General features: G+C 38.7%; 14 protein-coding genes. 6 read left to right on the top strand and 8 right to left on the bottom strand.

Going from position 1 to position 13948, the window contains the following annotated elements:
* Nucleotides 1-32 precede the first annotated feature (32 nt).
* The 4 genes from ATG70_RS12710 to ATG70_RS12725 all read right to left on the bottom strand — a co-directional run bounded on the left by ATG70_RS12710 (nucleotide 33) and on the right by ATG70_RS12725 (nucleotide 2936).
* The gene (locus tag ATG70_RS12710; RefSeq protein ID WP_098444663.1) at nucleotides 33-674 is read right to left on the bottom strand and encodes a YtxH domain-containing protein; all 642 of its coding nucleotides are present in this window, start codon (nucleotides 672-674) and stop codon (nucleotides 33-35) included.
* A complete protein-coding gene (locus ATG70_RS12715; protein ID WP_098444664.1) occupies nucleotides 661-1116 on the bottom strand; it encodes a DUF948 domain-containing protein in 456 nt (151 codons plus the stop codon). Before ATG70_RS12715 ends, ATG70_RS12710 begins: the two co-directional genes overlap by 14 nt.
* A gap of 88 nt (nucleotides 1117-1204) precedes the next feature.
* Nucleotides 1205-1759, bottom strand: a complete 555-nt coding sequence (locus ATG70_RS12720) for an HD domain-containing protein (RefSeq protein ID WP_098444665.1) — start codon at nucleotides 1757-1759, stop codon at nucleotides 1205-1207.
* Complete coding sequence (locus ATG70_RS12725) at nucleotides 1746-2936, bottom strand: DUF418 domain-containing protein (protein WP_142329578.1); 1191 nt, start codon at nucleotides 2934-2936, stop codon at nucleotides 1746-1748. Before ATG70_RS12725 ends, ATG70_RS12720 begins: the two co-directional genes overlap by 14 nt.
* A 271-nt stretch (nucleotides 2937-3207) precedes the next feature.
* Here ATG70_RS12725 and ATG70_RS12730 point away from each other — a divergent pair, with 271 nt between their 5' ends.
* Together ATG70_RS12730 and ATG70_RS12735 are read left to right on the top strand one after the other, a co-directional pair.
* Nucleotides 3208-3738, top strand: a complete 531-nt coding sequence (locus ATG70_RS12730; RefSeq protein WP_257147683.1) for a sigma-70 family RNA polymerase sigma factor — start codon at nucleotides 3208-3210, stop codon at nucleotides 3736-3738.
* A gap of 11 nt (nucleotides 3739-3749) precedes the next feature.
* Entirely contained in the window at nucleotides 3750-4355 is a 606-nt protein-coding gene (locus ATG70_RS12735) for a hypothetical protein (RefSeq protein WP_098444668.1), read from the top strand.
* A gap of 34 nt (nucleotides 4356-4389) precedes the next feature.
* On the opposite strand, the gene ATG70_RS12740 is transcribed toward ATG70_RS12735, so the two are convergent.
* Both ATG70_RS12740 and ATG70_RS12745 read right to left on the bottom strand, forming a co-directional pair.
* Nucleotides 4390-5682, bottom strand: a complete 1293-nt coding sequence (locus ATG70_RS12740) for a DUF2254 domain-containing protein (RefSeq protein ID WP_098444669.1) — start codon at nucleotides 5680-5682, stop codon at nucleotides 4390-4392.
* Between the two features lie 116 nt (nucleotides 5683-5798).
* Nucleotides 5799-6359 (bottom strand): methyltransferase family protein, encoded by a 561-nt coding sequence (locus ATG70_RS12745; RefSeq protein ID WP_098444670.1) that lies wholly within the window; start codon nucleotides 6357-6359, stop codon nucleotides 5799-5801.
* Between the two features lie 419 nt (nucleotides 6360-6778).
* Between ATG70_RS12745 and proB the strand changes: the two genes are divergently transcribed.
* The 4 genes from proB (at nucleotide 6779) to ATG70_RS12765 (ending at nucleotide 12048) form a co-directional block, all read left to right on the top strand.
* Entirely contained in the window at nucleotides 6779-7921 is a 1143-nt protein-coding gene (gene proB / locus ATG70_RS12750; protein WP_098444671.1) for a glutamate 5-kinase, read from the top strand.
* 33 nt (nucleotides 7922-7954) lie between these two features.
* Nucleotides 7955-9220, top strand: a complete 1266-nt coding sequence (locus ATG70_RS12755; RefSeq protein ID WP_098444672.1) for a glutamate-5-semialdehyde dehydrogenase — start codon at nucleotides 7955-7957, stop codon at nucleotides 9218-9220.
* A 182-nt stretch (nucleotides 9221-9402) separates the two neighbouring features.
* Nucleotides 9403-10512 (top strand): oxidoreductase, encoded by a 1110-nt coding sequence (locus ATG70_RS12760; protein WP_098444673.1) that lies wholly within the window; start codon nucleotides 9403-9405, stop codon nucleotides 10510-10512.
* 195 nt (nucleotides 10513-10707) lie between these two features.
* A complete protein-coding gene (locus ATG70_RS12765; protein ID WP_098444674.1) occupies nucleotides 10708-12048 on the top strand; it encodes a DUF2252 domain-containing protein in 1341 nt (446 codons plus the stop codon).
* Nucleotides 12049-12080: 32 nt separating this feature from the next.
* Here the strand turns inward: ATG70_RS12765 and ATG70_RS12770 are convergent, their stop codons facing one another.
* Both ATG70_RS12770 and ATG70_RS12775 read right to left on the bottom strand, forming a co-directional pair.
* Complete coding sequence (locus ATG70_RS12770) at nucleotides 12081-12719, bottom strand: YczE/YyaS/YitT family protein (protein ID WP_098444675.1); 639 nt, start codon at nucleotides 12717-12719, stop codon at nucleotides 12081-12083.
* A 216-nt stretch (nucleotides 12720-12935) separates the two neighbouring features.
* A complete protein-coding gene (locus ATG70_RS12775; protein WP_098444676.1) occupies nucleotides 12936-13874 on the bottom strand; it encodes a peptidoglycan-binding protein in 939 nt (312 codons plus the stop codon).
* Nucleotides 13875-13948 lie beyond the last annotated feature (74 nt).

Raw genomic sequence — 13948 nt, forward strand, 5'->3', positions numbered from 1 at the left:
CTTTCGGGGTGCACCACCCAAACGGCGGTTTTTTATTTTGAATCTTTATTATATGTTCTCTTTAGCTCCAATTCAGCAGCTTCGTCAAGGGTTTCAGGATGATCTGGATCTCTTTCAAGCGTACGTTCAACATCACGTTGAATCACATCGTTAAATGTTTCTGCACCTTCTGTTTCGACAATAATCTTTTCGATATCCTTATTCACCACTGTTGAAGTTGGGACTTCTGTCTCGTCAAGCTCAGCTGCTCGTTTGATCGAATATCCACTTACAAGTGCTTCTTCTTCTGGTTGTTCTGGTTGATTTGAATCACTTTTACGATTCTTTACTTTGCTCACAATATCATTCGACTTTGTTTTGACCGATTGTGCAAAAGCAGTGGACTTGTATTTCACATTACTAGACACTTCAACACTTTTGTCTTTCGCTTTGGTAACGCCGCCGCTAATATCATTTCTTAAGTCTTTCCCTGCTTTAGGAGCTAGCAATACGCCTGCAGCTGCACCTACGACACTACCAGCTAAGGCAGCAATCGCTGGACCTTTAAACTGACTTTCTGACTTGATCGGATCGGAAGAATCAATGCGAATCACTTCTCTTGTTGAGGATGAATACCCTTCTGGCGCTGGTTCGTGTTCAACCTTTACATCATGGCTTGATTTAGACTCTTTCATATTTACCTTCCTCCTTAACAGCTTGTATGTTTGATTTTTTGATGCGATACTTCTCCCACATACTCAAAGCAGTACTTCCCCAATTCGCCGCTTCAGCTGCTTTTCCCTGCCTAGCATCGACGCCTTTCTCAACTGATTTGCTTAATTTGGAAAAAGAACGGGATAGGTTTTGTAGAGATGCACCTGTTTCTTGAACAGATTTGAAAACGGGTGAGAATTGACCAACTTTCAATTGAACTTCATCTGCAAGTACATTTGTTTTGTGCAACATCATTGTTGTTTCTTTTGATAACCCATCAATCTGTCCCTGCAGAGAATCAATCATTTCTGCTGTGTTAGAAAGTGTTTTTTCGGTTGACTTTAACACTTTAATTAAAAAGATACTAAGTACTGCGAATACAATCGCGATAAGAGCCACTGCTAAATAAAGAATAAGTTCCATTACTATACCTCCTACTTCTATTCGAATATAATTACTAATACCCCCAAGTAGGAAATGTAATCATGAAATTCATATGACAAACGTTTCACTAATCCCCAAAAACCATTTCAATCATTTCATTTAACTTTAAAAACAAAGGAAATTCCGCTTCTTTTGCTGTAAGACCAGCTAACAAACTTAGATAGATCGATTCATAATACCAGCGCTGCATTTCTTTTCCACGATTAAATCGCTCCCAAATTCGTTCACCTTCTGTCTCGTAATCATAATTGATCGTCGTTAAGTTATGGAGTTTATCTGCACAAGCAATTTGTTTCACTTTAAACGAAGCTGTTCTTAACGTATCTATCGTATGACTTTTTCTTTTTTCCCAACTAAGACTTTTATCAGGCTCTGAGCACCCTTCAACTAGATCTGCAATGATTTTACCGAACTCTTCTTTAACGATGTCATAAGTCATGGCGGTATCTTCCACTACATCATGGAGTATTCCCGCTGCAATGACTTGTTCTGACGCTCCTGCCTCTATTAAATAGAACCCTACTGTTACAGGGTGAGAAAAGTATGGCAACGTTGAGCCTTTTCTATATTGCCCATCATGAGCGACTGCAGAAAATTCAACAGCTTTTTCAATTATTTTCATATAAAACCTCCTTTTCTTGATTTCTTTTTAATAAAAAACGACGTCTATATGTCACCATTCGCCACACCCATTCAATCGGACCGTAACGATATTTCAAAAGCCACCATCGACTAAATGCGATCTGAAATAAGAAAATACCGAGTAATAATAGAATGCCTGTCTTAACCTCAACTTCTCCGTATAAACTCAGACCATAGTTATAAAAAATGAGCGTGCTTACAATTGATTGGAACAAGTAATTTGTTAGCGCCATTTTCCCAACCCACTCAAGTGGCTTTAGCGTTTTTCCCGAATAGTAAATAAGAGCAATAGCCGACATATAAAAAAGAGAAACAAGCGGTCCACCAAGACTATCTTGAAGATGAGAAAATGCATAAGAATCAAACACATAAGGCGAAATCTTTACAAAAAAGCCGATTGCTCCAATAAAAAACAATTTTCTCACTAATAACAAATTATTCTGCTTCCCATTAAACCACCCTTCTTTCGCAAAAGCGGCACCTATTAGAAAGTAAGGGAAAATTGAAAATAAGAGAAGCACACCATTTATCCCACCATTCACATAAGTCCAATCACTCACACGTTGATTTAAAATTTCCATATAGCTACCTGATCCATAAATGAGAAGTGACTGTTGAATCGCCTCAGGATTATGCGATGTAAACTCATCTCCATTAAATGGCAATAGTAATAAAAAGAAAATAAGGGCATAAAACAGCCACATACCGATTCCAATTTGTAACAAATGCTTCCCCTTTAATTTGATAAAAAGAAGCAATAAGAAGCCACAAAGACTATAGGTAAATAATATATCGCCATGCCAGATCAATACGAAATGCATAACGCCAAGGATAAACAGGAAAACCAATCGCCTAACTATAACCGAATGAAATCGGGTACTACGAGCAATCAAACGATTTTGTAGAATAATAAATCCATAACCAAACAAAAACGAAAATAAGGGATAGAAACTTGCTTGTGCGAGTACATCAATCACATTCATGGAGAATTGATTCCATTGATCCCCCCAGTAGCTCAACTGATCGATGTACATCCATGGTGAATGGAAATCGATCATGTTCACAAAAAAGATACCGAGTAAAGCGAGGCCTCGCATCGCATCAATGGATTGAATCCTTTCATTCGTAGGTGTGGGAACTGCGGTTAATTTAGTCAACTTACGCCTCTTTTCATTCTGATGATATTCACTAATAACTCGTTCCACATTAATCAAACTTTATCCTTCTTTAGCCATTCTATAAATAAAGTCGACTTAGTCATGTGTTTACCACCGTACGTTATTTTTATATAATTCAAGGAAAATCTACCAAGTTTGGTTAAATCTATTCTATAATAGAAACAAACACAAATTATGGAAATTTAATATGAAACCCTTCGCGCACGTTACTCGTCTTTTATTTGAAGGGCCGAAGGAGGAAGACGCAACCTTGGGGAACAAAGAACCAACCAATTACCTTGATCTTACCAATAGGGAAGCGGTCCTTGAGACAATTATGGATGAATATGGCAATAGTGTTGTCTGGCTTGCTTTTAGCTACTTAAAAGATAAAGATAAGGCAGAAGATATTGCTCAAGAAGTGTTTATTATTTGCTATACGAAACTAGACACTTTTAATATGGAATCTTCTCTTAAATCTTGGGTCCTAACCATTACCGCAAATAAATGCAAGGATGTTCTTAAGAGCTGGGCTTATCGTAACATCACCTTCGCTCAATCACTTTTAAGTACATTTAAACACTCCGCTTCTGAACCTGACATGGTGCTCATTGGCTCAGAAGAGAATAATGAACTTGCATTAAACATCCTTAAGCTACCTACTAAATATCGCGAGGTTATCTTTCTTCATTATTTTGAAGATTTGAAAGTACAAGAAATCAGTGAACTGCTTTCCATTAATGAAAACTCCGTTAAAACTAGATTACGACGGGCAAGAATGCTTCTTAAAGAAATGTACTAGGGAGGGTCACGATGGAGAAATATTTTAAAAACCTTCGCACTAGGTTGCTTGATACAAAGGCTGTTACTTTTACTCATTCCCATAAGGACAATGTTTGGAAAACAGTTAAGAGAGATACTCGTCCAAAAAAGAAAAGTAGTTTTGGAACAGTCTTACATCAAAAAGTTCCTGCTCTTCTTACTTATCTTACTCTTTTATTGATGCTAGTAGGAACCGGATTATTTGTTGCATCTGAGATTGCCATTTTGCCAGAAAAGAATTCAGCTAGCGTCCACTCGCTTACGGAAGAAGACTTATATAATGTTGTCTTACACTCAGCATCTCTCATAAATAATGCAGATGATGAAGAAAAAATCCGCTCGATTGCCCTTTCTTACTTAGCTAACTATGATAATTGGAAAATCAGCAACCCAGAAGCTATCTATAAGGAAAAGCCTGCGATTCTTGCTCAAGGTAGAATTACAGAAGGGTATTTTGAGAAAATGACGTTTAGTATATGGATTGAACCAGCTACAGGTCTTCCTCTCAATTTTGTTATTCGGAACCAACAAAGCAGCGTTCTTGAAGAGTTCACATTACCAGGCGAAGCGCTCGCACAGGTTGAGCTACAAAAATAAAGGCATCCGATAATTTGTCGGATGCCTTTCTATGTTATTTACATACATCATTTAACACTTCTGAAGTATGGAGAAGAAACTCACGGTCAAGATCTGGTAGTTCGTTTAGATCAATGCTAGTTAATAAATATTGATGAAACCGCTGAACATCTGCTTTGATTTCCTTACGTTGCCCATCTGCGGTTAAAATGAGTGCATCAAGTATCCCATTTAACATGGATACATCATCTTTTCCATAATGACGTATTTGATAGAACGATTTATAAAGATATTGAAAAAATGGTTTTGGCGTTGATAGAACGCGAAGGTTTTTTTCTTTATCAAAAAAAGCTTCTTTTGGATCATAAGTATGGCCGATTTTTGAAAGGATCGTACCAATTCGGTTCGTACAGTTAACTGCTGTATGCGGATCATTCACTGATGGCGAGATCGCTCTAAGGGCGATGTCTACGAGTTTTTGTATTGAAAACTCTAGGTCCTGATCATTGATTCTTTCTGTTCCGATCGCAATTGAATTTAAGAAATTGTCAGCAGAAAAAGTGGAAGAACCTTTCATCCATACCGTTGCGATTCTAGAACCTTCCTTCACGTAATTCCCTACATCAGAATTAAGTCGAATTATGCTTTCATTTTGGGTGGCGAGATCGACTAATTTCGAGTAAGGGATTTGCTGAATATAGCCCATCTTATGACTATATATCGGCATACCATCTTCTTCTCTAAGTTCACTTTCTTCCCAGCGATCCCACTTCTCGAACGTCTCACCTTCGTAAAGTTCACTTTTCTTTTCAACAATATAAAGGGATCTTCTTGTGATTTTTTCAATTAAGTTATTTACCTGAACAAACGTGGCCGAATGATGAATAAATAAGATGAAGAACAGTAAACAAGTAATCGCAAGAATAACCGTTAAAAGTGGTGATAGGATAATCCGGCTGTCTTTACCTGTTAAAAGAAGCATGTTAACAAGTGCAAAAACAAATCCCGCCACAAAAACGCCTAGTACATGTTGTGTAAAACGATCCGAGATAAAATCCTGTAATGTTCTCGGAGAAAATTGTGATGAATAAGTCGTCAACACAACCATAATGGATGAGAATGAAATCGTCGTCATCGTTAAAATAGCTGTGACAAGCGGAGCATAGAGTGACTGTGCCAGTTTTTCAGTTGCAAGAAACAGCTTCGGTAACGTCCCTTGAAGCTGTGAAACATACATGATGTCTATCCATGTACTGAGTCCTACTACAGCCAAAGAAATAAGGCCGTATACGACTGGCAGAAACCAGAAACTATTACGCAGGTTAATTGAAGTTTTAGAATAATTCATTCATTAAAGTCCTCTTTCACTATTATGTCATCTAATTCTTGTTCCCTCTTTCGATCATCCTAATCACTTTATATGAAGATGGAGAACTTTTCCACGGAGAAATCGAACTCTTCATATTAGTAAATGAAAGGGAGCAGTCGGTATCTTTCCTTTCCCCATTCGTGATAAGTTTCCCCAACAGAATCGAAGAGCATTCTTTCTTCGATACGAATTCGATAAAGAAGAGCAGGAACAAGCAATAGAAATGATAATATCCCGCCTCCCCAGGTACCTATGTAGATTGGCAACCCAACTAAAGTAAGAAGCAACCCTGTGTATAAGGGATGACGCAATAAACGATAAGGACCTGAACTGACGAGGTCGACTTTATGCTCCACGATCACGTTTCTCGAAAAAAAGCGCCCCAGTTCTTGAATTCCCCAATACCTTAAGCCAATTCCACTGCCATATAGAAGTAGCCCTAGCAATTCAGTAAACGGTGATTCATTAAAAACGAAAAGATTACGTTCACTAAAGATAATGGAACCTACAATGGCTAAACTAATCATACTTAGAATCCAAACAAAAGATCGCTTTTCAGAAGATGATGATTCCGTACTCTTTTTCCCTCGTTTCATCACAAACTCGCTAATCCATAAAACAGTTAATAAAACGAATAGTACATCGATTATGATCATCCCATCACCCTTTCAACATCCTTTTATCAGCAGTATACCAGAGTTCTTTCCTTACTGACTGATACGTGTCTGTTTCTTTTTGCATAAAGCTTAACTTTTATGCACACCACCCTTATGTAAGCCCTTACACAACGGCCGATCCAATTAATCATTTCATACAACGAAACGCATAAAATGGATTAAATTGTAAATTTATTTTGTTTTACAGTCCTTATATACCGTGATAAGCAAGCCTCTCATCTTCTAAGCTTATGTGAAACGAGTTTAGAGCGAGCATCGTCCATATTCATAGTTATTCTCCTTGTATTCGGACTATTTGGGCATGTCGTGTTGTCACGATATATCCGTTTGTTATACTCGTAGAGTCAATTGATTAAAGCAATCACACATTTAACGGCAAGTTATATAGGAGTGAAATGATGAATCTAAACGACGAAAAGAAACGAATCGTAATTAAAATCGGAAGCAGCTCACTAACGAGTAGACTAGGTGACATTAGCCGAAGAAAACTAGAACGACTAGTAGATGATATTGTCATGTTAAAAGATGAAGGTCATGAAGTTCTTCTTGTTTCATCAGGAGCAGTAGCCGCTGGTTACCGCCGTCTTGGATGCCTTGAACGGCCGACATCACTTTCAGAAAAGCAGGCCGCTGCATCAATTGGTCAGGGACTGTTAATGGAAGCTTATTCAGAACGCTTCATATCTCACGGCTATACTGCTTCACAAATTCTGATTACGCGCAGTGACTTTTCTGATCGCAAAAGATACAATAACGCGCGCAACACCATTAATGTTCTATTAGAAAGAGGAATTGTTCCAATTGTCAATGAAAATGATACGGTAACAGTTGAACGTTTAAAATTCGGAGACAATGATACCCTTTCAGCTAAAGTTGCTGCACTTGTAAGTGCCGATCAACTTATTATTCTATCTGATATAGACGGTCTTTATAGTGATGATCCGAGAAAGAATCCAGATGCGAAACTATTAGAGCATGTTACTGAAATTACACCTGAAATCGAAGACTCTGCCGGTGAGCCTGGCAGCTCTGTGGGAACGGGCGGTATGAGATCCAAAATTGATGCTGTCAAAATTGCTATGGCATCAGGTACGCCGTCCTTCTTAGGTAACGCTACAACAAAAGGAATTATTTATAACGCCGTTCACCAAACCGCAACTGGAACGTACTTTACACCTGAAGGTCAAGCAGAGCTTGATAATAAGAAACAATGGATTGCCTTTAATTCCGGTCCTGAAGGTGAAGTGATCGTGACAGATAAAGCAAGTTCTGAGATCTCTGAACACGAACGTAGCTTACAACCTGTAGGCGTGCATTACGTTCACGGACACTTTAAGCCAGGAGCTGTTGTGAAACTAACAGACATGGATGGAGAAGAAATCGGTCTTGGCGTTACGAACTACTCTTCTAAGCATTTGAAAATGATTAAAGGACTTTCCACTGAAGAAATTTCCGAGCTTATCGATATTTCAGTGAAAGAAGCCGTTCATATTAATGACTTTGTTTATCACGATCAGCTAGCTATTCCACTCGGCTCGTAATAAAATAAGAATAAAAATTATAGGAGGCGTTTGATGACTACTCTAGATCCAATTAAAGTCAATGTAAAAGAACAAGCAAAGCAGGCACAGGGGGCTTCCAAAACCCTCTCCCTGCTAACAACCGAGGAAAAAAATCAAGCATTACTCATTATTGCAGACGAACTTGAGAAAGAAACGGACTATATTTTAAACGAAAATAAAAAAGATCTCGAGCGCGGAAAAGAAAAAGGATTTACAGAAGCTTTTATGGATCGCTTAAGTTTATCGAAAGAGCGTGTAAAAGACTTTGCGAACGGACTTCGTGAAGTAGCAGACCTTGAGGATCCAGTTGGAGAGGTTATTTCTGATTGGTCCCTTGAAAACGGTATGCAAGTAGAACAAGTTCGCGTTCCACTGGGCGTTATCGGTATGATCTATGAAGCGCGACCAAACGTAACCGTTGATGCCACTGGTCTTGCACTCAAATCAGGAAATTCGATTGTACTAAAAGGTGGATCCAACGCTCTTAATTCAAATAAAGGAATTGTTCGCGTCATTCATGCAGCACTTCCAAAAACGAAAATTCCTGTTGAAGCCGTTCAATTAATTGCAACAACTGATCGCGAAGCAACGAGCCAGCTCTTTACGATGAAAGAACACATTGATGTTCTCATTCCTCGTGGAGGCGGAGCCCTCATTAACACAGTTGTAAACAATGCAACTGTACCAGTACTTGAGACGGGTGTTGGAAACTGCCACATCTATTTTGATCAATCAGCAGAAGTTGACAAAGCCATCAACATTTTAATTAACGCGAAAACTGACCGACCTGCGGTTTGTAATGCGGTTGAAACGCTTATCGTTCATAAAAAATGGCTTGAAGAAAACCAGGAGACTCTTGAAAATGCATTAGCTGAAAATAACATTAGCGTTCACGGTGATGAATATATCGTAAACACGTTTAAAGATGCTGTCCTTGCTGACGAAGATGACTGGAGCAACGAATATCTTGGTCTTGAAATTGCAATCAAAACAGTTGAAAATACGCAAGAAGCTATTGATCATATTGAACAATATGGCACGAAGCATTCTGAAGCGATTATTACAGAAGATGCAAAATCAGCTTCTCTATTCCGAAATCTTGTAGACGCAGCTGCTGTTTATCATAATGCATCTACTCGCTTTACAGATGGTTCTGCTTTAGGCTTTGGCGCAGAAATCGGTATTTCGACACAAAAGCTACATGCTAGAGGTCCTATGGGACTACCATCTTTAACTACGATCAAATATTGCATGACAGGTACTGGTCAAACTAGATAATGTAACATCCACCACCCTTTCAATGAAAGGGTGGTTTTTTGATGGATGGAAATAAATCCCCTCTTCCTACTTAAATAAATAGTTCACTGTGCATGCTACCAAATTGAGCATAACTTTCGTTTATTCTATTGGTTCCCTTTATAATGATAACCATAAATGAGATCGTAGAGAGGATGACTGGAATGAACCACAACAAATTATTTACTTCAGAAAAACTTGGAAAGCTTTCACTAAAAAATCGGTTTATCGTCGCACCTATGACTCGCATTACCGCAACAGATGACGGAAGTGCCACCACGACCATGCGCGATTACTATGAACGTTTTGCGAAAGGAGGTTTCAGTGCCGTTATCACTGAAGGCATCTATACAGATGAGCTTTATAGCCAGGGCTATTTAAATCAGCCTGGTTTAACCAACCATAATCACATTGAAACGTGGAAAAACGTAACTTCATCTGTGCATGAATACGGAACTTCGATCATTGCTCAACTGATGCACGCCGGGGGCCAAAGTCAGGGAAATGCCTACACAGATGTCACAGTAGCTCCTTCAACTATCCCACCAAAAGGAGAGCAGCTTGGGTTTTATGGAGGATCAGGATCTTTCAAAACACCGAAGTCTCTTTCTTTAGATGAAATAAAGGAAATAAGGCACTCATTTAAAAAAGCAGCTCGTCATGCGAAAGAAGCAGGATTTGATGGTGTTGAAATTCATGGTGCAAACGGCTATTTGCTTGACCAATTTTTAACAGACTATTTAAATGAGCGTGAAGATGAATATGGTGGATCGCTTGAAAACCGACTTAAGCTTTTAGCGGAAGTGATCGAAGATGTTCGAAATGAAGTTGGAAAGAACTTTACTGTTGGAATCCGTTTATCTCAAATCAAAGTTGCTGACCCAGCCTATAAATGGCCTGAAGGAGAAAAATCAGCAAAGCTCATCTTTTCAACGTTAGAAAAAGATCTTGATTATATTCACGTAACTGAGCCTGATGGCACTCAACCTGCTTTTGGAGGCGGTACTAAATCATTAGCTGCTGCTGCGAAAGCCTATAGCTCTATTCCTGTCATTGCAAATGGACAGCTGGGTGATCCTGATAAAGCAAGTAATCTTATCGAAAAGCAAGAAGCTGATTTTATTAGTCTTGGTACAAGCGCTCTCGCTAACCCCGATTACCCAAATCGCCTTTTAAACGGAAAAGAATTAAACGTGTTTGATTTTGAGAGTACTCTCCTTCCTCTTGCTTATATTAAAGAACATGAAATGAAAGAGGATATTATAAGAGACTAACGACTAAGAGATCCTACTCCTTGCAATTAGAGTGGGATCTCTTAAATTATTCTTTTTTATTCCACTTACAACAATACGACTAATGATTGTCACTCTACTTCCATACAAACCGAAAAACTGTTATAACCTCTTTTACTTTGTTCGGACCTTTAACTAAAGTACACTAGAATTATGACGAACAAAGGAGGAAGTAACATGACATCCGTCTCAACAGAACATATCAAAAACACAAGAAACTATCTGCGTAAACAAACGCTACAAATGATTATTGACCAATTTGATTCTGCGTTAATGCAACTTACGAAATCTGAACGTAAAACGAAATATAGTAAGATGAGCGAAAGTCCTTTTAGCTTCTTTCGTGGGAGCGCGTATTTGTATTATTATGATGTTACACAAATACCTTTTCATTACCATACACCAGATGATAAACCAACCTGGTTAATGGGAGATCTTCACTTTGACAACTTTAGTGCTTTTCGCAATGAAGATGGTGAGAATGTCTTTGATGTAGATGATTTTGATGAAGGCTATCTCGGTTCTTATCTGTACGATTTACTTAGAATGACCGTTAGTGTTCGACTTTATGCGGAAGACTTAGGTTACTCAGATAGCGACCAATCAAAACTAGTCAGTACGTTTATTAAGAATTATGTGAAACAACTTCAAGCGTTCGAAAATGGAGAGGAAAAGCCTGTTGCGTTTCAATTCACAGACAAAAACACAAAGGGACCAATCAAGAAACGCCTAAAAAAACTTGAAGATCGTTCCCCTACGCACTCACTGAATAAACAAACTCATCTTAACAGTGATGGCGAACGAAAATTCATCCGTACCGGTACTAAATTAAATGCGATTGGTGAAGCAGAAAAGACCCAAGTAAGAAAAGCATGGAAAACATACACCAAAACATTGAAAGATGAGATTGACGAAAGCTTGAGACATTATGAAATAAAAGATATCGTTGAGAAAAAAGGAGCGGGTATTGGCTCTACTGGGCTAAAACGCTACCTTATCCTCGTTCACGGCGAAAGTGCTGAGGATCATTTAACTGATCTTATCCTTGAAATTAAGGAAGCTCGCACACCCATTCCAGCTTATTTCTTCCCATATGACCAGGCATTTTGGGAGACAAATAAACATGAAGGTTTGAGGGTAATTAAAACGCAACAAGCCATGCACCATAAGCAAGACCCTCACCTTGGTTACGTGACAATTGGCGATAAAGAATTCTATGTAAGAGAAAAATCGCCTTATACAAAGGAAATCGAGCCAAAACATATAAAAGAGTACAAAGATCTTAAGCAAACCGTTAAGACGATGGCTCAAATTTCTGCCAAAATTCATGCTCGAGCGGATTCTGACATTGATCACCATTATTTAACCTACCATAGTGAAACGGAAATTCTTAGCGTGATTGATGACTGGAAAAATCTACGTAATGAAGTGAATGAATGGGCCACATTTTATCAAAAACGTGTAAAAAAAGACTATGATATTTTCATAGAATGGTGCAAAGAGAAAAACTTTATTTAATTAAAAGCCTGCCGAATTCGGCAGGCTTTTCGTTAAGCAGATTCATTTGAGGACATTGGCTTTTGATAAGTTAAAACAGTTTCTAGCAATGCTTTACATTGAGGCATCGAAAATTGAATTATTTTACCGAGCATAAAAGCAATGATAATACTTCCAATCCCAACAGGCCCTCCAAGTAACCAACCCAAAATCAACACAGCGATTTCAATCCCATTTCTTACCCAATCGATGCGCCAGCCCGTTTTTTCTACAATCAAGAGCATAATTCCATCTCGTGGTCCTGCCCCAAGACCAGAGGTTACATATAAACCAATACCATATCCGAGCACAACAATACCGACTATAAATACAATTCCCTGAGAAAGCAGCGTCACTGGATCCGGGAGAATATATAGGAAGAAATCAATGAATAAACCGAGCAAAAGCATATTTAAAAAAGCGCCTAACTGCGGCATTGTTTTTGTGTACAGTGATGTGAATGCAAGTATAATAAATCCAGTAATGATAGACCAGCTACCAATCGTTAAACCAAATTGCTTAAATAATCCATAATGAAAGACGTCCCATGGACCAATTCCAAATGTTTTACCTTTAATTGTCATGGCGATGCCTAGACCAAGTACGGCGAGACCTACGAAGAAAAATCCCCACCGAATGATTTTATTTCGCACAAAAAAGCCCCTCTCAAACAGAACAATTTCAAACCTTTGAAACTATATCACAGGAACGAAAACATAAAAACCAATCGGTAAACTAGGGAATCTTTCACTTAAATCTTTTTCCATCACTCGAAGTGAAATGCACGTTTCAACGAAAAGAATTAAATAGATTACAAGACAAAAAAACTGCCTGATGAAATCATCAGGCAGTTGTGATCTTCAATTAAATTAGTCAAGTACTGTTACAGTAACTGTCTTACGACCAAAGTCTAGTGCATCTTGGCGATCAGCCATGAATAAATCAACTCGGTTACCCTGGATTGCGCCGCCAGTATCTCCAGCAACTGCTTCTCCGTAACCTTCTACATGTACTTTAGAACCTAGTGGAATAACATCAGGGTCAACAGCAATTACTTTTTGATTTGGATTAGCTCTCAAATCAATACCAGTAGCTGTTACACCAGAGCATCCTGTACAGAATGCAGTGTAAGCTGTTGCTTCCATTTGAATTTCTTGACCACTTGCCTGTGATGACTTACTTTCAGTGTTTGATTCTTTAGCAGGCGTGGAATTAGAAGTAGTAGATGTTTGAACTGCTTCCTTATTTGCAGCCTCTTTCTTAGCAGGTGCTTTTGGAGCAGGAGCACTACCACCGTTTAATACAGACCAAGTGTTCTTACCTGCAATACCGTCTACTGATAGACCGTTATCAGCCTGGAACGCACGAACAGCTTGTTCAGTGATTGGACCATAAATTCCGTCTACTGTATAGTTATAGTAACCACCAAGCTCTTCTTGTAGCGCTTGTACCTGATGACCGCGATCACCTTGAACGAGCGTACGCATAGCTTGTCCATTATTTACGCTTTGCATTGCTGAAAATGTATTTGGACCTGCGATGCCGTCAACTGCAAGACCGTGTTCTTTTTGGAATTGCTTTACAGCACCTTCAGTAATTGATCCGTAGTATCCTGTAGATTCATCATAGTTGAAATACCCTTTGGCAGACAGTACATCCTGTAACTCGACAACGTCGCCGTGTTTTTCACCATAAGAAAGTGTTTGATCTCCTAGTGCCGCCTCTGAAACTACCGGACTAGCAAACATCATTCCAGCTAGTGCTGTGGATGTAACCACGTTTCTTACAATGTTTTTACGAGCTACCATGTATACATTCCTCCTGAGAGTTTTAATATTGGTGTTGTTTTTTGTTTCTCTCAATCACCCATGTCCCACATGAT

This window comes from Bacillus sp. es.036, assembly GCF_002563635.1.
Classification (GTDB): domain Bacteria; phylum Bacillota; class Bacilli; order Bacillales; family Guptibacillaceae; genus Guptibacillus.